Source organism: Limnospira platensis NIES-39, assembly GCF_026000695.1.
Classification (GTDB): Bacteria; Cyanobacteriota; Cyanobacteriia; order Cyanobacteriales; family Microcoleaceae; genus Limnospira; species Limnospira platensis.
In genome coordinates, this window is record NZ_AP026945.1 from 1462904 (window position 1) to 1482860 (window position 19957).

At 45.0% G+C, this 19957-nt stretch carries 16 protein-coding genes; 4 read left to right on the top strand and 12 right to left on the bottom strand.

Annotated elements, in window-relative coordinates:
* Positions 1-22: 22 nt before the first annotated feature.
* The 6 genes from N39L_RS07345 to N39L_RS07370 form a co-directional block, all read right to left on the bottom strand.
* On the bottom strand, positions 23-1597 hold the full coding sequence (locus N39L_RS07345; RefSeq protein WP_006619376.1) for a B12-binding domain-containing radical SAM protein: 1575 nt from the start codon (positions 1595-1597) through the stop codon (positions 23-25).
* Between the two features lie 57 nt (positions 1598-1654).
* Positions 1655-2977, bottom strand: a complete 1323-nt coding sequence (locus tag N39L_RS07350) for an aminotransferase class I/II-fold pyridoxal phosphate-dependent enzyme (RefSeq protein ID WP_006619377.1) — start codon at positions 2975-2977, stop codon at positions 1655-1657.
* Positions 2977-3441: an acyl carrier protein gene (locus N39L_RS07355; RefSeq protein WP_006619378.1), complete on the bottom strand. Its 465-nt coding sequence runs from the start codon at positions 3439-3441 to the stop codon at positions 2977-2979. The genes N39L_RS07350 and N39L_RS07355 overlap by 1 nt, the downstream gene beginning before the upstream one ends.
* Positions 3442-3606: 165 nt before the next feature.
* Complete coding sequence (locus N39L_RS07360) at positions 3607-5388, bottom strand: fatty acyl-AMP ligase (RefSeq protein ID WP_043468110.1); 1782 nt, start codon at positions 5386-5388, stop codon at positions 3607-3609.
* Positions 5389-5614: 226 nt separating this feature from the next.
* Entirely contained in the window at positions 5615-6421 is an 807-nt protein-coding gene (locus tag N39L_RS07365) for an aspartyl/asparaginyl beta-hydroxylase domain-containing protein (protein WP_014274787.1), read from the bottom strand.
* A 129-nt stretch (positions 6422-6550) separates the two neighbouring features.
* Complete coding sequence (locus N39L_RS07370; RefSeq protein ID WP_043468939.1) at positions 6551-8341, bottom strand: fatty acyl-AMP ligase; 1791 nt, start codon at positions 8339-8341, stop codon at positions 6551-6553.
* 700 nt (positions 8342-9041) lie between these two features.
* Here N39L_RS07370 and N39L_RS07375 point away from each other — a divergent pair.
* Complete coding sequence (locus tag N39L_RS07375) at positions 9042-10343, top strand: MFS transporter (protein WP_006619382.1); 1302 nt, start codon at positions 9042-9044, stop codon at positions 10341-10343.
* An 18-nt stretch (positions 10344-10361) separates the two neighbouring features.
* Here the strand turns inward: N39L_RS07375 and N39L_RS07380 are convergent, their stop codons facing one another.
* The 3 genes from N39L_RS07380 to purS form a co-directional block, all read right to left on the bottom strand.
* Positions 10362-11243, bottom strand: coding sequence for an SDR family oxidoreductase (locus N39L_RS07380; protein WP_014274790.1), 882 nt, complete (start codon positions 11241-11243; stop codon positions 10362-10364).
* A 631-nt stretch (positions 11244-11874) separates the two neighbouring features.
* A complete protein-coding gene (purQ, locus tag N39L_RS07385; protein WP_006619384.1) occupies positions 11875-12552 on the bottom strand; it encodes a phosphoribosylformylglycinamidine synthase subunit PurQ in 678 nt (225 codons plus the stop codon).
* Between the two features lie 2 nt (positions 12553-12554).
* Positions 12555-12851, bottom strand: a complete 297-nt coding sequence (gene purS / locus N39L_RS07390; protein WP_006619385.1) for a phosphoribosylformylglycinamidine synthase subunit PurS — start codon at positions 12849-12851, stop codon at positions 12555-12557.
* Between the two features lie 603 nt (positions 12852-13454).
* Here purS and recR point away from each other — a divergent pair.
* Together recR and N39L_RS07400 are read left to right on the top strand one after the other, a co-directional pair.
* The gene (recR, locus tag N39L_RS07395; RefSeq protein ID WP_434221625.1) at positions 13455-14003 is read left to right on the top strand and encodes a recombination mediator RecR; all 549 of its coding nucleotides are present in this window, start codon (positions 13455-13457) and stop codon (positions 14001-14003) included.
* Between the two features lie 146 nt (positions 14004-14149).
* Positions 14150-14353 (top strand): hypothetical protein, encoded by a 204-nt coding sequence (locus N39L_RS07400; RefSeq protein ID WP_006619387.1) that lies wholly within the window; start codon positions 14150-14152, stop codon positions 14351-14353.
* A gap of 102 nt (positions 14354-14455) precedes the next feature.
* On the opposite strand, the gene N39L_RS07405 is transcribed toward N39L_RS07400, so the two are convergent.
* Complete coding sequence (locus tag N39L_RS07405; protein WP_006619388.1) at positions 14456-14809, bottom strand: rhodanese-like domain-containing protein; 354 nt, start codon at positions 14807-14809, stop codon at positions 14456-14458.
* 42 nt (positions 14810-14851) lie between these two features.
* On the opposite strand from N39L_RS07405, the gene N39L_RS07410 reads away from it, so the two are divergent.
* Positions 14852-14983, top strand: a complete 132-nt coding sequence (locus tag N39L_RS07410) for a hypothetical protein (protein WP_286133271.1) — start codon at positions 14852-14854, stop codon at positions 14981-14983.
* Positions 14984-15365: 382 nt separating this feature from the next.
* On the opposite strand, the gene N39L_RS07415 is transcribed toward N39L_RS07410, so the two are convergent.
* Positions 15366-19664: a DEAD/DEAH box helicase gene (locus N39L_RS07415; RefSeq protein ID WP_014274791.1), complete on the bottom strand. Its 4299-nt coding sequence runs from the start codon at positions 19662-19664 to the stop codon at positions 15366-15368.
* A 56-nt stretch (positions 19665-19720) separates the two neighbouring features.
* Positions 19721-19867: a hypothetical protein gene (locus N39L_RS07420; RefSeq protein WP_157888677.1), complete on the bottom strand. Its 147-nt coding sequence runs from the start codon at positions 19865-19867 to the stop codon at positions 19721-19723.
* Positions 19868-19957 lie beyond the last annotated feature (90 nt).

Here is a 19957-nt window from a genome sequence, read left to right on the forward strand (position 1 = left end):
ACCCCAACCCGCCGGATTGGAGTTAAGCTACTTTGAGCAATTCTAACTCCTGTTTTTTCTTAACATATTCAGCCAGTTGTGATTCGATTTGCTGGCGCACTTCTTTTCGATAGTCGTAGAAGTGTTCAAAGTGAGCGCACATGACTAGATACATTTCCACAACACCGGGATTTTTACGGATAATATCCAGTAGATAAATCCAAAAAGTCCAGCGAGTTTTGCGGACTACTCCCTGTCGCCACAGCAGAATTGACAAGGCTTTTATAGTTTTCCAACTTAGGGTTCTTCCCCCGGCTTTTTTCCGACGAGGTGCGCCCAGTTTCAGATAATAGCGGTGGGTGCGATCGAGAAACACTTGCGGATCGTATAGTTTCCAAAAACCGTCTATATATTCCTGTGCAATTTCCTCAATGGGACGAGTCGGAACAAAATTCATCAGAGTAGTCTGGTTAATATTGGCGGTTTCCGATCCTTCCAGCAGTCTCCCTTCTTTCTTTAAACGATGCCATAATCCCGTATTAGGGAGAACTTGTAGCATACTAAACATAGCCACTGGAATAGCCGTAGTTTCTACAAATTGGATAATGCGATCGCCCGCCCCAGATTTTTCCCCATCAAAACCAATAATAAAACCAGCCATCACCCGCAGCCCCGACCTGGTAATATTATCCACAGCATCAACTAGGGAATTACGGGTATTTTGGAATTTTTTAGTCAGCGCGAGACTAGCTTCGTCCGGGGTTTCAATTCCCAGGAAAACCGCATAGAAATTCGCCTCTACCATCATGTTCATTAATTCTTGGTCTTGGGCGAGATCAACTGATGCTTCTGTCATCATACGGAAGGGATAGTTATTTTTTTCCATCCATTCTTTCAACACCGGAAGCAGCAATTTTACATTGCGTTTATTCCCAATGAAGTTATCATCAACTAAAAAGATAGTTTGAGTAAATCCTAGTTCCAGGAGGCGATCTAGTTCCGCCACTAACTGCTCCGGCGCTTTCGTGCGAGGTTTGCGACCATATAGGACAATAATATCGCAGAATTCGCACTGAAACGGGCAGCCCCTGGAGAATTGTAAAGCCATCATATCATAGGCTTGTTTCTCCAACAAATCAAACCTAGGAATTGGGGTATTAGTGACATCAGGTTTTTCGCCATTAGCGGCGCGTAATATTCCCTGAGTTTCCCCTCTTTCCAGGGCTGCTACAAACATAGGGAGGGTAATTTCTCCCTCGTCTAGCACTAGAAAATCAGCCCCCATTTTTTCGGCTTCGTGGGGGAGTGCGGTCGGGAAAGGCCCCCCAACAGCGACCATTTTGCCGCGTTTTTTGGCTTCCTGAATTTGGGCAAGGAAATCATTTTTTTGGACGATCATGGCCGACAAAATCACCAATTCTGCCCATTCCCATTCTGCTTCTGTGACCGATCGCACATTGCGATCAACCAGCTTAAATTCCCATTCTTGGGGGAGAATAGCCGCTACGGTCACTAAGCCCAAAGGCGGTAATAGAGCCTTGCAATCGACCAAATCTAAGGTTTTTTCAAAAGACCAAAAACTTTTGGGGAAAATTGGATAAACCAGTAAGACTCTCATGAAATGCACCGAATTAAGGATAAACTAGAGATGGAAATTGGGTGATAGATCAGAGTTTTAAGAAATCGCCATTTTCGCAATTTCTTCCGTGAGAATTTCCACTGTTTGATGAATTTGTTCTTCCGTATGCTGACAGGTCACAAAAAAACGCAGACGGGCTGCATTTTGAGGAACCGAAGGATAGAACATAAACGGGACGTTAATACCCCTATGAAACAGATTTTGGGACAGTTGCACAGAAGCCAGGGAATCGCCCACAATAATCGGAATAATGGGCGAATCTTTGCTGGTTCCTGTGTTTAAATGATGTTGTTTAGCGAGATTCAGGAACAATTGACCACGATCGCGCAGTCTTTGCACCCGTTCTGGTTCTGATGTTAACACATTAATCGAAGCCAAAACCGATGCCGCGTTAGGTGGCGAAATACCCACACTGTAGACAAAACCGGGGGCCGTATATTTCAAGTATTCCACCAAGGCACTAGACCCCGCAATATATCCCCCACAACTAGCGAAAGATTTGCTCAGGGTTCCCATCCACAAATCTACATCATTGGGGTTAACGCCAAAGTGTTCACTCAGGCCTCTGCCCTGTTGACCTAATACCCCAATAGAATGGGCTTCATCCACCATCAGAAAGGCTTTATATTCTTGTTTTAACTCAATAAACCTGGGTAGCTCAGGAATATCACCATCAGTGCTATAAATGCCTTCTATCAGGATTAAAGTCCGTCTATAACGGTGGCGGCGGTCTTGGAGAATTCGGCGCAGGCTTTCCCAATCATTATGGGGAAAAGCAATAGTAGTGGCTCCCGAAAGCAAACAGCCTTGTAATAGACTATTATGGCTGAGGACATCATGGAGAATCAGGTCATTTTGTCCAAACAGATGACCAACGGTGGTGACATTGGTAGCATGACCGCCAACATAAACGATGCTGTCTTGGGTGCCGATAAAATTGGCGATCGCCTTTTCTAACTCCCGATGAATAGGTTTTTCACCCGAAAGCAGGCGGCTGGCGGAAGCCGATGTACCATAGCGGTCTATAGCATCCTTCGTAGCTTGGGAAACTATCGGATCACCAGACATCCCCAAATAGTTATAGGTAGCATAGTTAATTAACTCACGACCGTTAATAATCGTCGTGTTGCTGGCGATACCTTCTTGGGGGGTAAAAAAGGGGTTATCAATCCCCAGAGCCGCGATTTCCTGTTGTTGCTGTTTGATTTTCAGGTATTCTGGATACAGTTCAAACCGATAGTATTCCGGCGGAATATCAGGTAGGGTTTGGGTCGTGGCTCTTTGGCGCAACAATTCGGCTAGGAGATCCCGTTTTTGTTGTGGTGAAAGGTTAGCGGTGCGATCGGATATATTGGTCATTAATGATTTTCCTGTTCAGACAACATTGAATTCAGCAGGGAGTCTACTTCAGCATCAGACATTTGGTTAAGTCTTTCCAGTAGTTGCTGTGCCTGTTGTGGACTCACAGACTGACCGCTGCTGAAAGCTGTCGCCATAGGGGTAGTATCCTGGGCTAGATAATCAGCGATCGCCTTAATCGTGGGATAATCCCAGAGCAAGGTAGGGGGAAGTCTACGTCCAAATTGATTTTCCAGATCTCCAGATAAATTAACCGCCTCAATAGAATTAAGGCCGTAATTGGCAAAATCTTCATCAACATCAATCTCATCTGCATTTAACCCCAATCTCTGGGCTAGTTGGTTAATTAACCAACCTTGGATCGCTTCCGCATCAGGGGACAACCCCACAGACTTAGGCGATTTAGATTGGCTACCCAGTTGGTCAATATCTTTTCCATTCCAAGAGTGGTTCAACACTTGCACTATTCACTCCTCCATCACATTTTAGGCTGGCTATGCAAGATTCCGGGGCAGATTAGGCAGCCCGTCGGCGGTGAATCTTAAATCGCACCTAGACGGTTATTGTGCCACGAAGCCGATCTGATCAATCCTTTGCTGTTTCTGTTACCTCTAACGGACACAATAAGTTCAGTCTTCGACTACCTCCAAAGTCCCCGCTAGGAAACCAGCACGGCAAGCATGACGTTGGATCTTACCACTTGATGTTTTGGGAATGCTTCCAGGTTTTAGTAGCAGGGTAGTATAAACTTGCAAATCATGGTTTTGGGAAACGGCACGGCGGATTGATTGAATTAGATCCTTGGTGCTAAAGGATTCCTCCCTGGAAACACCCCTTGAGGTTTCACGACTAGGACTAGATTGCCGTTTCCAATAGTAGCGTTCTACTTCTGCAATCACCACTAACCTTTCTTCCCCCCCTATATCTACGGAAAATCCTGCTGCACAACTAGGACGGATCAAGGGGTGACTTTGTTCAACCGTCCATTCTATGTCTTGGGGATAATGGTTGCGGCCGTTAATGATAATTACATCTTTCAGGCGACCAGTAATAAATAGTTCGCCGTTTTCGATGAAGCCTAAATCTCCAGTCCGCAAAAATGGTCCTTCTCCGGTGGTGGCTAGATATTGACTAAAGATGGACTCGGTTTCTGATGGTCGATTCCAGTAACCTTGGGCGATACTTGGTCCTGATACCCAAATTTCTCCTACCTGTCCGGGTTCACAGGGTATCCCCGTGGATGGGTCCACAATGGCGATCGCCTGATCTTCCAAACTTGAGCCACAGCCTACTACTGTACGAGTGTTGTCTGTGTGACCATTGGTGGCGATCGCCTGATGTTGTTCTAGGGATGATGCTTGAATCGTTTTCAACGTCGGTAGTTGAGTTTTATCGCCGCCACTGACGATTAGGGTAGCCTCCGCCATACCATAGCAGGGATAGAAAGCCTGGGCATTAAATCCACAACTAGCAAAAGTGCGGGCAAATTTTTCTAGCACTTCATGGGATATCGGTTCAGCCCCATTAAAAGCTAAATCCCAACTACTCAGGTCTAGGGTTTCTATTTGGTCTGGCGTGACTCGGCGCACGCACAAATCATAAGCAAAGTTTGACCCCCCGCTGGTAGTCGCACCATGTCTTGATATCGCTTCTAGCCACCTGATAGGACGTTGTAGGAACATTAGCGGAGACATTAACACCACCGGAAATCCTCCATATAGGGGCTGGATAATCCCCCCAATTAACCCCATATCGTGATAGGGCGGTAGCCAGATCATCCCTATGCTGTCCTTGTTGTGACCGAATTTCTCATAAATCCAGCCCGAATTGTGCATCAGGTTCTCGTGGCTGATCATTACCCCTTTCGGGGTTGCCGTTGAACCTGATGTATATTGTAAAAACGCTAAACTCTCCGGGTCGATGCTTACAGCCTCATAGCGATCGCTCCAACTTTCCCCTATCTGATCGGTAGCTACCCAGTTCAGTTTCTGTAGTTCCCAAACCTCCCCAAATTGCCGCTGTAGACTCGGTAGCACAGATTCTGTGGTTAGGGCTAAGTGAGAGTCCGCGTCTTCTAAAATCCCCATTATCCTAGACAGAGAACGATTGGGGCGCGGCGGATAGGCAGGAATTGGCACTATACCCGCGTACAAACAGCCAAAAAATGCCGTAATATAATCTAGGCCCGGTTGGTATAGTAGTAATGCTCTCTCTCCCCGTTCGCTGATGCTTTGGAGATGGGCGGCGATCGCTCGACATATTCTGTCTAACTTTTGGTAGGTTAAACTGATGGTTTCAGTTTCTCCATCCACTAAAAATTTATAAGCAACTTTATCGGGTTGATGGATGGCTCGACCCTTTAATATTTCCATTAACGTTGCTGCATCAAACGGATGTTGGAAAGCAGTCATTAAGTCTTAATAAGTGATTGAGTAAGCGAAAAAGTTTCCGGTCTCTTGGATAATATAACCTATTTTAATTTTTTGGCAACTTTTTTGTTGATTGGATGCTGACATCATCTTTTCCGGCTGACCCTAGGGACTATAATTACATCCCTAGAGTCTACAGGCTTATAGCCCGCTTCAAGTTTACGCCGTTTTTTGATTAATCATTATACTGGCGATAAATTACCCCGGGTTACTGTCGGGAATTTTGTGGATCTCTCTGCCATACTTGGTCTAGGCGATCGTTCCATTTTTTCTGATTCGCCGTCGCTTCCTGAATGTATGGAGAAGCCGCAATTACTTTAATCAATAACTGATTAACCGCCGACAAAGGAAACTTTAATGGTCGCACAATATCCAAGAATAATACTACCCGAATTCCATCAGTTTCATTCCACACCTCATGGGGAAATGAATCATCAAATAACATACATTTTCCCTCTTCCCAATGCCGGATTTCATCCCCTACTCGCAGGCGGCATTTTTCCCTTGGCTCCGGCACTTTTAAACCTAATAAACACCGAATTACCCCCTTGTAAGGTCCTCGATGTTCCGGGATATGTTTACCCGGCAATAATATCGAGAAAAATGCCGTTTTTAAACCGGGTATTTTTTGGATAATTTCCGCCGTTTGCGGACAGCGATCGCAGCTTTCCGCCGATTTAATTCCATAGCCATATAAACAGTACGTTTTCCACAGATTATCGGTACTCGCATTATAGGCTTGATCCGGCGAAATATCTTGAAAATTAGGCAACTCATCCCGATATTTTAACAGTTCGTCTACCTCCTCGCGGATTAAATGCCAATGGCTTTCTAACAGCTCCACCCATTGGAAATGTTCCGGGTATTTGGCAGCGTCAAAAAATGCCGTATCCCCAATTTTGGAAGATTTACCAATCGATGTTTCTAACCCTCTTAATATCGGTTCCCCAATGCCATAAATTAAGAAATTTCGCAGTTTATCTTTAAAATTGCTCTGTAACCCTACTTCAGTCATAAATAGCACTTTTCCTGATTTGATTAATCACCTATATAATAGTATAGGTATATTTAATTATACAAGACCAGGGGCAACCAAAGATATCTGGTTGCGATCGCCTGGCCTAAGCTAGTTGCTCTTTGTTGATTAACTGTTAACTCCCTCTCGCCGCACCAGATCGGAAATATTGCTTTGTTGCAAGTTTTCATATTGCCATTGTCCGACCACCTCCAGAGTCCCCGCGAGAAACTGACGGCGACAGACTTGGCGTTGAACCTTACCGCTGGTAGTTTTCGGGAGAGTTCCAGTCTTCAGTAATACTACCGCAAAAACATCCGCCAGATGCTGATCAGCGATCGCTTCACGGATAGCCCCAATAACCTCCTCCACATTCAGCTTTCGCAGAAATTGCCGTTGTACCTCATAAGCGATCACCAGACGTTCTTCCTCCTCAACTTCAATCGAAAAAGCCGCCCCACAGCCAGGACGTAACTGATCATGACAAGTTTCCAAAGTTTGTTCAATATGTTGGGGATAATGGTTGCGACCCCAGAGAATCATCATCTCCTTCATTCTACCCGTAATAAATAATTCCCCATTCTGCCAAAACCCCAGGTCACCCGTCCTCAGAAACGAACCCTGATTGTCTAATTTAGCCTTAAACGTGCGATCGCTTTCCGAGGGGTTATTCCAATAACCCAAACCAATACCCCCGCCACGCAACCAAATTTCCCCTACTTCTCCCTCAGCACAACGGGTGAGCGTTTCCGGGTTAGCAATAGCAATTTCATCCCCTAGCCAACCGCGACCACAGCCCACCACAGCTTTCGCGCCAGGATGATCACTCTCCACAGCTACCACCTTATTCTCCTCCAAAGCCGTGCGATCGACATAGCGAATCACCGGAAGATCTGCCTTTCGACCCCCAGAAATAAATAAAGTCGTCTCCGCCATACCATAACAGGGATAAAAAGCCTCCCGCCGAAAACCGCACTCAGCGAACGTTTTCGCAAAATTATCTAAAGTTTCCGCGCGGATAGGTTCAGCCCCACAAAATGCCACCTCCCAGCTACTTAAATCCAATTTTTTGAGATCACTAGCGCTCGCCTGTCGCCACAGTAAATCATAGGCAAAATTCGGCCCCCCGCTCGTCGTCGCTGCGTACCGAGATATCGCTTTTAACCAGTTCATTGGTTTCTGTACCAGCGCCACCGGAGACATTAACGTTACCGGAAAACCACCATATAGCGGTTGAATGACCCCCCCAATAAGTCCCATATCGTGGAATAGGGGTAGCCAGATCAAGCCTTGACTTTCCTCGGTATGTTCAAAGGCTTGATCAATAATTTCCGAGTTGTGTAGGACGTTTTGGTGAGTCACCATCACTCCTTTTGGTGTTCCCGTAGAACCCGAAGTATATTGCAGAAATGCTAGGGTTTCCGGGTTGATGTCTGGCGGAGACCAGGACTCTCCTAGGTTCGGGTTTAGGGTGTCTGTAGTTATCCAGGGGAGTTGCTCGAATTTCGGCCCTAATTCCGGGACTTTTTTTAATAGTCCTTGTATATGGGATAGCAGCGGTTTACTCGTTAGCGCTATTTTCGCCTCTGATAATTCCATGCGTTCTTGCAGTTTTCCTAATCCTTGGCTAGACCGGGGTGGGTTATCCGTTACCGCCACTACCCCCGCATACAGACAGCCAAAAAAAGCCGCGATAAATTCTAGTCCCGCCGTGTAAGGATACACTACTAATACATGGGTTCCGGGGGGGACGTGGCGACGAATTTCTGCGGCGATCGCTTTCGCTTGTTGGTCTAATTCCCCATAGGTTAAGCGCCCCGACTCCGTTTCTCCGTCCGCTAAAAATGTATAGGCGTTTTGGTCTCTCAATTTTTGGGCGCGATCGCCCAGTAGGTCTACTAACGTTTGATACTCAGTCATTTGGTCTGCATATCCCATCTTTTTGATCAAACCACATTTTGCCACTTCCTACCCCCCCTTTAACTTCCCTCACATTTTTACCAAAATTATCCATTTTCTATTGACAAATATCAGGACTTGACTTATTATATAAGCATGGGAATCTGTGCCGGCATATATATAGAAATTTTGCCCATATCTTCATATCCCAAGAAGTCAAGACCCAAATTTTCCTGGGTATTTGCTAGTTTTTCAACCCTCCCCTACAGACCTTAATGGCGATCGCATAATGATCGCTACCGATACCGCTGCAGTTTGACGCGCCCTGCATTTAATTAACCTTTAAACAGTTGACAAACCGCCGCACTTGACATATAATGTTATTGTGGGAATATGTGCGGACATATATATCGCTTTTCAGGGCCAGGACCCCTTCGATATCATTTAGAAATCCGAAAAATTGCCATAAAAGCCTCACCACCATTTCATCTTAATCCCAACACCATCCAAACACCATAGTTCATCTCAGGTCAGTATTAACTTTTTTATTCCTGAATAGTCCCCAAAGTTACTGAAAAAGCCGACAATAGGGAAATCGTTGTCAATAAATGCGAGGCAATGACAAACCCACTTGATTGACAGGGACTCAGGGAAGCTATTACTATTTGCTGGCTGACTTTGTTTTTCCCGCATCTGCCAATTTTCGATAAATCAATAGACTATGCAAATCTTCTTGCGAATCTGGTTAGGACAAATTATCTCCGTAATCGGCACATACATCACAGACTTCGCTTTAGGGGTGTGGGCTTATCAGACCACAGGTTCTCTAACTCTGTTTGCTCTGATCATGGTGTTAGCCTATCTACCCAACCTGCTAATTTCCCCCATAGCAGGGGTGCTAGTAGATCGGTGGAACCGACGTTGGGTGATGCTAATTGCTGATTCTACCACAGGTGTGACAGCAATTGGGATGATGATTCTGTTACAGTCCGGCAGCCTGGAAATTTGGCATATCTACATAGCCGTTAGCATCAGTTCCGTAGCTAACGCCTTCCACATTCCAGCTTATATGGCAGCGATCGCTCAAATTGTCCCCAAACAGCATTTAGGTCGAGCTAACGGCATGGTGCAGATATCGCGGGCACTCGCTAGGATTTTAGGTCCGACCATTGCCGGCTTTTTAGTAGAAGCAGTCCAGTTGCAGGGCGTATTAATCTTTGATTTTGCCACCTATTTACTAGCCACCATTGCTCTGCTGAGTGTGAGGCTTCCCGATCCGAAACCAGCAGCATCAAGCGATCGCAAAACCTTTAATTTTGAACAGCTCTGGCAGGAAATTAGCTCCGGTTGGGATTATGTAGCCGCGCGTCCGGGACTGTTAGGGTTAATGCTATTTTTTGCAGTCATTTATCTAACAGAAGGAATGATCCAAGTTCTTTTCTGGCCGATTATTCTAAGTTTTGCATCTAGTTCCCAATTGGGGATAGTGTTATCTATTAGTGGTTGCGGGATGTTATTCGGTAGCCTAGTAGTCAGCGCCTGGGGAGGATTAAAACGCCAAGTTAATGGAATTCTCTTGTTTGTCACCCTGCAGGGACTCTGTTTATGTTTAGGAGGATTTCAACCTACCCTATTTTTAGCAGCTATTGGCGGATTTGGTTATCTATTCTCCCAGCCCATTGTCATCAGCAGCAACCAAACCATCTGGCAATGCAAAGTTCCTGAATATTTGCAAGGAAGAGTTTTCGCTTTACAAGGGTTATTTGAAAAATCCTTATTAGTTGTAACACAACTCAGCGTCGGACCTCTCGTTGATGGCATTTTTGAACCCATGATGCAGCCTGGGGGAATATTAGCAGATCGAGTCGGACATATTATCGGTATGGGACCCGGACGGGGAAGCGCTTTGCTTTTGTGTGGGGTCGGTTTGATTAATATTGCTGCCGTCATTATTGCCTATCGCAGTCCTCGTCTCCGTCGTTTGGAAGCCGAGGTTCCGGATCGCGATCGCTCCTTCTGCTAATGTAGTTTCTAGTTAACCTTAAACTAGACCCCGTAATGCTGCCAACTCTTCCATAATTAAAGGGGGTTCATATCCTAAATCAAACGCTTGGGAACTGTCTAGGGATGTATCGGGAGAACGAGGGGCGATCGATTTAACATCCTGTTGCTTTCCTGGCGTAATTCTATCCGCTGGTAAATCTAGCACCTGCGCCATTAGTAAGCCAAACTCATAGCGAGATATCCTCTGTTTTCCCCCTAGGTGTAATATCCCATTCACCTTTTTTTCGATCGCCAACAGTAACCCCTTCGCCGCCGTTGTGCCGCTAACCGGCGTGCGAAACTCATCCTCAAACAGATTGAGGAAATTTCCCGATTTTAGGGTTTTGATAAATCCCTGCATAAAACTACCCCCATGGGGCGACGCTATCCCATACATTAAAGGCATTCGACAGATAGCAGCTTGGGGATATCTGGCTAATATTTCCCCCTCCGCTTTCACTTTCTGTTCCCCATAAATGTTAATCGGACAAACTAGATCAGTTTCTCGATAGGGAGGGTTCAAACCATCAAATACTAGGTCAGTCGAAGTAAACACATAAGGAATTCCGGCCGCGCCGCACAAACTCGCCATATCCCCAGCCGCTACCACGTTAATTTTATGAGATATATCTGGGTTCTCTTGGCAAAAATTCGGTTTTGAAGCCGCCGCTGCATGAATTACCGCATCGGGTTTTATTTCTTCCCATACCTCCTTTAAGTCTCCTAACACGGTCAAATCAGTTTTGATAAATTTGACACCACTATCTGTCACCGGACTGGAATTATAGGTTCCGTAAACTTCCCATCTTGATTTGGCTACCTGGCATATATTCCAACCCAAGAAACCACTCGCACCTGTCACTAACAGTTTTTGATTCATCGCTTTTCATTGCCTGGCTTTTGGTGCTGTTATCTTCCCGCCTAATAGTCGATAGTTTTGGGGATAATCCTATATATATGCCGCCACAGATTCCCATGCTTCTATAATAGGTCAAGTGCCAGGGTTTGTCAATGCTAAATCATCATTTTTTGGGGATTTATTTCTATGGGGAAATGTACTTAGTTCTTCAACCCCCTAACCGCCAGATGAACCTTAATGCACATAATGGCGTTTTTGTCAATAGCCAGATTTTTGGCCGTCCACTTTAGCCCCAAAACTCGTGCATCGTGATTTTAAGTTTTAGCCAGAGAATATTGATAATCCGCGATATAATCAGGGTTGTAGCCTCTTTTTTTGCGTCAGGACACAAGAACCCCTTGGATGCGATTGTTTACAGCATACCAAAACCCCCATGAATTCGTCAAGTGTTTGAGAGTAATTCTCAATAAAATTGTAACAATTCTTAACATACTTTTAAAATTCAAAACCTTGGGGATTTATCTATCAGCAAAACTTAACTATGCCCGATAATATAAGGGGATAGGTGAGGGGGGCGGGTTTGTTAATATTGTAGGTAGTAAGTTTAATTAACTGTGAAACCCGCCATTACCGGACAATTGAGAATGGATAACTAAACCCTAGCCCTAACTACTTGTTGTAATACAGCTTCAAACATTTTAATACCATCAGTATTACCCAACATAGGGTCAGCAGCTCTTTCCGGGTGAGGCATCATACCAACAACAGTACCGGATTGGTTACAAATTCCGGCAATATTATTGAGGGAACCATTAGGGTTATCGCCTTCATAGCGGAACACGACCTGGTTATTATCTTCTAATTGTGCCAGAGTTTTTTGGTCGGCATAGTAACACCCCTCACCGTGAGCAATAGGAAGAGTAATCACCTCATTAGATTGATATTTTCTAGTCCAGGGAGTTTTATTATTGACAACTCTGATGGGAACACGATCGCAAATAAAATGCAGATCCCGATTACGAACTAAAGCCCCAGGTAAAAGTCCGGCTTCGGTTAAAATTTGGAAACCGTTACAGATACCGATCGCAAATTTACCAGCATTTACATGGTCAATGGTAGCGCGAATAATGGGAGAAAAACGGGCGATCGCACCACAGCGCAGATAATCACCATAACTAAACCCGCCAGGAATGACTACCACATCAATATCAGAAAGGTCTGTATCTTGATGCCACACCATGCGGGTGGGTTTGTTTAACAGTCCCTGTGTCACCCAGGCGACATCGCGATCGCAGTTAGAACCAGGGAAAACTAGGATACCAAATTTCATATCTAATGGGCTGTAGTGGTTGCAGTTTCCGATAGGGGGGTTAAATCAAAACGATAGGTTTCGATGACCGGGTTGGCTAAAATGCGATCGCAAATTTGATCAAGTTGCTGGACTGCTTCCGCTTCGTCCGCCGCCTGGAGTGTCACCTCTATATATTTACCAATTCGGATTTGTTCGACATTTTGATATCCCATCTGCTGAACGCCGGAACGAACCGCCGTCCCGGCTGGGTCTAACACTGAAGGACGAAGGGTGACGTAAACTTTAGCTTGAAATGTTTGTGCCACAAAACTACCCATGTTGTTTAACTAACAAATCTTATTATCCACCAAACCCGGATCACAAGAAACATCCACGAATGATAAACTGGGACAAGGCTTATTGTGGCTTCTGGCAAGTGTCACAAAATCTTCATAAACATGACACAGGGCTGTAACAAGGGGTGACTATTCTTAAAACTGTAAGCAAGTTTAGTAACTCGCTCCTCACACCATCATCCTTTGTTGTTCCACCGTCACCGCGTCGGTGGATTTTTTTTGGCTGCTAGGTTGATTTTTTGTTCAATTTTTAAAAAAATGTACGGCCAGGGTGGCTGTGGGGGTTGACAGGCGGCGGGAACTCATGCTAATATATTGACATTTCTTTAAATAATGAATTATATTCAAAAATAAAAAAAGTTTAAATATTCCTATTATCTAAAATAATATCAGAAGTCAACCAAAAAAGCCAGGAAACCCCCAAAAAAGAAATTTTTTGTAACATTTCTTAATTTTTTGTTACAAAAATTAACATAATTCGGTTCACACTGGTAAGGGGTTATACTATTGTATGAGCGCATAAGTGGAGGAAAAACAACGGTTTACACACGCCCCTTAGCCCGTCTAATCGAACAGTTCCAGAGGCTGCCCGGTATTGGGCCAAAAACAGCCCAAAGACTTGCTCTTCATATTATCAAACGGCCAGAGGAAGAAGTACAGGCCCTAGCGAGGGCGTTGTTGGAAGCGAAAAAACAGGTAGGTTTGTGTCAGGTATGTTTTCACCTGTCGGCGGAACCTGTTTGCGAGATTTGCCGTAATCCGCAACGCGATCGCGAAACGATATGTGTAGTTTCGGACTCACGGGATGTAATCGCGTTAGAGAAAACCCGTGAATATAGGGGATTGTATCATGTTTTGGGGGGAGTAATTTCTCCTATGGATGGTATTGGGCCAGAACAACTAACAGTTCAACCCCTAGTGAGGCGGGTAAGTCAACAAAAGTTTAAGGAAGTGATTATCGCGGTTAACCCAAGCGTGGAAGGGGAAACGACGACATTATATTTAGGTCAATTACTGAAGCCTTTTACGAGAGTAACTCGTATTGCTTTCGGTTTACCTGTGGGTGGGGATTTAGAGTATGCTGATGAGGTGACGTTAGCGCGGGCGTTAGAAGGGAGACGGGAGTTAGACTAATGGAGGGGGCTGTGACAGTTATCACCAGCTATAAGTGTTTTAACTCACCAAATTACATCTGTATAATCACTGATTGTCTGATAGCAGATCACGGATCTAATCTGAGAAATGGAGGATGATAAAAGTGTCGAGTTCAAAACGCACTTATGTCTCCAGTCAAACTACTTCCGGGCGCACTCTCAGAAATCATTGCATCGGTAACTGAAACGAGATCTTTGACTAAAGCCGATCGCTATGGTCTAATGGCAGCGGTACTAGATGAATCCTTAGAAAAAGAAGAACTACGAGTGATAGATCGTCTATTGTACTCAATTCGGCGGGGACGAGTCCAGCTAGTAGACGAAATATAAGTAACGCTATGAATAAATCGAGTCGATCAACAGAATGAACTCGACAGCTTTCTGTTTATCCCAGGAGAGTCCGCTTATGCGGACTCTTTTTGATCTGCGAAATCAGTAGCGGGGTACGGTATCATCAACGATTACAGAGTAAGCATCAATGCCGCCGGTAATATTTTTAACATTAGTAAAACCCTGTTGAATGAGCCACTGACCCATTTGGGCTGAACGTCTGCCATGATGACACATTACCCAAGTTTCCTTATGGAGGTCAAGTTGAGTCAAAATGGATTCTGACCACTGCTGATGTTCACTCAAGGGGTAATTAACAAAACCATCAATACTAGCGATCGCCAATTCTTGAGGTTCTCGAACATCAATAAGCTGCACCTCTTGGGTAGGCTTTTGTAGGTAGTCAGCAACGGTCTTGACATCAATTTCAGGTAAGTAAAAAAATTGAACCGACATATAACTAGGGTATTTTTAGTTCCTGTATCAATTTGAATAATTATGGCAGATTCTGGAGAAGGTTGCGGAAAAGTTGTAGGGGCGGGTCCTGTAGGGGCGGGTGCTAAAGCCAGCCACAGCACACAGGATAAGACTGCTGCACCCGCCCCAAGACAGCCACAGCACACAGGATAAGACGGCTGCACCCGCCCCAAGACAGCCACAGCACACAGGATAAGACGGCTGCACCCGCCCCAAGCCAGTCACAGCACACAGGACAAGACTGCTGCACCCTCCCCAAGACAGCCACAGCACACAGGACAAGACTGCTGCACCCTCCCCAAGCCAGCCACAGCACACAGGACAAGACTGCTGCACGCGCCCCAAGCCAGCCACAGCACACAGGATAAGACTGCTGCACGCGCCCCAAGCCAGTCACAGCACACAGGATAAGACTGCTGCACGCGCCCCAAGCCAGCCACACACAGCACACAGGATAAGACTGCTGCACGCGCCCCAAGCCAGCCACAGCACACAGGATAAGACGGCTGCACCCGCCCTAGGGGATAAAAGATTGCTAAAAAACAATAGTATCAGGGTGATTGGGTAACTTTAGTTGAACCAATGGGGGATTCTGACGATAGATAATCGCGCCACTACAGCCAGTAACGGGACCTTGAAACAAAAGACGCTGACCATCAGCAGCTTCGACAAACATATTACCAATACAGACCCTACCGCCGCGACTATCAACCTCAATTTGTAGAGTCTTGAGAGTATGGAGGTCGGTAATTGTCGCTTTGAGGAGGCGATCGCGTTTAACTACGCGCACTTCCATCGAATCAATACGGAAACTATAAGCATGACCATCAGAAGAGGAAAGATTGATCTGTACTCCAGGGGGCAATCCTTGGACAAGATTGATAGCACTCTGCTGGGATTTATGGGTTGTCAAACGGTCTATGGGTGGGAGATCGGTAGGTAAAGCGTCTAAATCAATCCTCCAATCGGAGGCTTTGCGGTTAATTTCCTCACTTATAGCGGTAGCCCGCCGAGGGTCAACGTTGGCGGCATAATTTTGTTGTTTAATTTTATTAACAATCCAACGTTGTCGAGCAAACACCTTTAAATGGAGGTTTTCGGCTTCAACAAACTGCTCATAAAATCTTAAAGTCCGCACTAAATCGCCAATTCTTTCGAGGACTACGCCGACTTCCGGAACTGCTAGATAGGCTTTCCAATCGGAATTGGATAATACTTGGTCTATGAGGGTCATATAGCGAGAGCGAGCAATACGCACCTGTTGTGGGGTCAAATTAGAGCGAGCGAGTTGTCGGATTAACTCAAACTGTAAGCCTTTGATTTCGGATCGAGAACACTCTTCTAAGGCGGCGATCGCATCAGACCATTGTCGGGAGCGCATCAAATATTCTACCCAGTCGCGGTAGCGATTTTGTGCAAGTAAGGCGCGTCTAACACATTCGCCATATTTTAACCACTGGGCGGTGACGGGACGACCGGCGCGTTCCCATTCAGCAATAATGCGATCGCTATTTCCGGCTCGTTCCAAATAAGCCAAACCTTCTGGGAAGCCTAATACATCAGCTAGAGCAATATTATATTCCCGTCGGTCAGTAGACCCACAACGCTGCCAACAGCGGACGGCGCGCCGCAAGTTTTTAGCTCGATAGAAGCATTCCCCAGCAATATCTAGGAGGCCATCATATTTGGCTTCATCTAAGGCTTCCAATACATCACCAAATCTTTGCCACACAGGGAGAGATAATCGCTTTTCGGCCATCAAGCGTTTGATTCTGCTGGCATATTCAGAAATGGCTGCTTTCCAGGGTTTGCGGTTGTGGTCCGGCGTGCGAGAACCGAGGTGGGGGTGATGAGGACTATACTCGGTGGTAGGATTTAATCCTGCAGAAGTGTCTAAATTGACTGTTCCCAGATCGGTGGTGGATTTTTGTGCTATGGCTTCTTCCAAAAATAGGGTAAATTGCTCGACTACAGCTAGGGTTTTGGTGGGGGTTGCCATAAATTCGACTAGGGGACGTTCTGCTGGTCTTGATTCAGGAAATTGGTGATACCAGTCGAGTAGGGCTTGCCAACATAGACCATGCCAGAAACATTCCCAGGCTGCGTCGTTTTGACCATAGCGACTAAATAATAGCCCGGCTTCTCGAAATCGGCGATCGAATCTCAGGGCCCAGGCTTCACATAATAGGGCTTCTGTTTGCTTTCCGAGTTCGAGATAAAACTGTTTAGCCCGTCGTAGGGAAACGGGATCTTTCTGCATTCGGCCATTTTCTTCAAATTCTTGGGCTTGTAATTCCCGGTGATCAAGATCGAGATTTTCGAGACTATCCCCCCAATTTAAACCGCCTATATAGCCTTCCCAAATCTGGCGATCGTCTGATGCAGCTAAACATTGTTCTAGTTGGTATGCAGATTGGTGTAACCAGTCTGTGGTTGCATATTGCCAGAGGAAACGATCGCCGACTTCTGTATCAATGACTATTAGGTTAGTGATTCCTCGACTGGCTGCTACATATAATTTATTGAAAAAATACTCTAATTCTAAGGGATGTTCTTGGTCTAAATTGATATAATCCCAAAGCGATCGCCCAAATTCCTTGGCAAACTGTTCGCCAAATTTATATAAAATTACTAGGGGGAATTCCAAGCCTTTGGCTTGAATGGCACTTAACACATTTTTCGGGGGATTGGTTTCGCTGGCTCCCGGATATAACGAAGATAAAAAATCATCATTTTTAATATATGTTAATTCGCCGTTTGCTTCACACGGTACAATAAAAATGGGGGATTTTTCGATGTGGCTTTTGAGGTCATTTACGGAAAAATTACGCTGACCAAAGATGAATTTTTGGGGATGACGAGCATTGGCTATTGGTTGCCATGCTTCCTGGGGTTTGAGTTTGGGGATTTTAAAAACTAGATGCCGCCATAGATGAATTAAATTGGTCATTTTGACTATGGCTGGGCTGGATCTATAATTGGATTCTAGTTCATAAAATGACATTCCTAGATTGAGTTTTTGGTCAGGGTCTAGGTGAGAAATTACCTGATCAAAAAAGGTGGCTTTGACACTTTGCCAACGAAATCCGGTGGGGTTAAGGGTCTGAAATGGATCCCCGGCAAAGGCAAAGGGTAAACTGGGAATGGGGGGATACATAACTGAGTCAGAAAATAGAGAGAGTTTGACGATTAGCAATAGTTCTAATTTGGTGAAATCCTGGGCTTCATCACAAAAAATTGCTGTATATTTGGGGAGGCTATCACCTTTGACTTGCAGGACTCGCCGGATTAAGTCTTGGTCATCCCAATAGCCATCATCATGGGTGAGTCTATAGTACCACGGCCAAACCTGTTTATAAATGGCATCAAAGACTTCTGAGGAAATGGTTTTTTCTCGGCGGGGAACATCATCATAATCCTCTGGGGTCATGTATTCATCGTTTTGATTGACGAGGCTATAGCCTTTGATGAATGTGCGGATAATATGCCAGCATAATTCTGGAGAGTAGCGTTTTTGGCGATGGGTAAAGTTTTGGCGGAAGTCGTAAAAGGAGATATAGCGATCGCGATCAAATTTATCGCTTTCTTCTGGAGGAAGTAAATTAATTAGAAAATCTTGGAAGGATTGAAAGCAAGGTTCTAAGGGTGGTTTTTTCTTCAGGTTACTGCTGTTTAGCATGAACTTATAGTTAGTTATTAGCAGCTTTTCTACTCCTTGTTTTGCGCGAGTTAGCAGACGTTCATTATAAGTCAAAAATAGTGGTTTAATGACTTTTTCTGGCAGTTTTTGAGCATAAATTTTCCGGTAGCGATCGCAGTATTCAGCAAACAAATAAACCAACATGGTTGATTTGCCACTCCCCGCGCGACCATTGATAAATAAGGGTAGAGAATTTTCAGAATCAGGGCTAGAAAGTTCATGTAAAATTCTTTCTTCTTCCACAGAAAGGGCTAAATTAATACCATTATCTGCTTCAATTTCTAGCCAAATTTCCCTATCTAGGACTAAATAGTCTGGATAAGCGCGACGGGTATAACGCGAGAGAATATCATAAGTAATGGGTGTGGAAAAAATACCCTGGGGAAAGTCAAGAGTTAACAGCCGGGTCTGTTGTAGCACCGCCTCAATATCGGCTGGCTGGGGTAGACCATCAAAACTGGCTACTAAGAACACTACCCGACGAGGTAAGCCGTCGGCTGTCTCTAAATGGCTATAGAGGACATAATTACTACTGTCTGGTTTGCAGGTTAAGTATAAATTTGGCCAGGGAGTGTGCTGTTTTTCTTCCTGTCCTTCGACAATGGCTAGGACAATTTCACCATAACTCTGCCATTGGTCGCGAGTTTCCTGCTGCTGAAACTGTTTGACCCAGACCTCACCTTCACAAATAATGCGATCGTCTGTCTTGCGAGTCCAGGTAGGTCGTTGTAGCCAACCGTGATAGATTTCTGGTAAAAATTGTTGACGGAAAGGCCCTTTTTTTCTTTCTCGTTGGCCTTTGATACTATTTTCTAGGTCGGTATAATCAACTAGAGGGTCTAAATGCTTTTTCCCGTAGTCTTCTGGGTTTTGCAGAAAAGACTCATATTCATTACCCCCCCTAGTCAAAACATCGAGTAAACACAATACTCGCTCATTCTTAAAAGGAAAGATTTTCCCCAGTAGTCTGAGATTACGGACAGGCCGCTTCAGATAGGGATAATTCCAGTTAAAATAGGCATGGACAGCAGAACTGCCCTGGGTCTGAATGGCTACTACTAATTCTGCAATCTGACCCTGAACACCAAATTGTTTGGCTTGTTGATCAAACCTGGGGGTAGTGTAAATATACATAGCTCTTGCGGATTTCCAATTAACCCAGGGGTGCAAACGAATCACACCAAATCTAACTAATTATACTTACAGATACCCACTAATTGTGTGATAATGGCTGTGTCAGTATCAGAAACATCCCGGCTCAGGTCTAAGGTAACAGGCTGAAACCTAAGCAGGGGTATGATTTCATAAACTGCTGTGCCTTGTCTCGCGCTGAACATAAATTGGGCTGTGGGGGGGTCACTTAAATAATTAGGCCGACGCTTCCCATTTGATGCACATGGTATCAATTAAAGATGTTCAGGGCGACT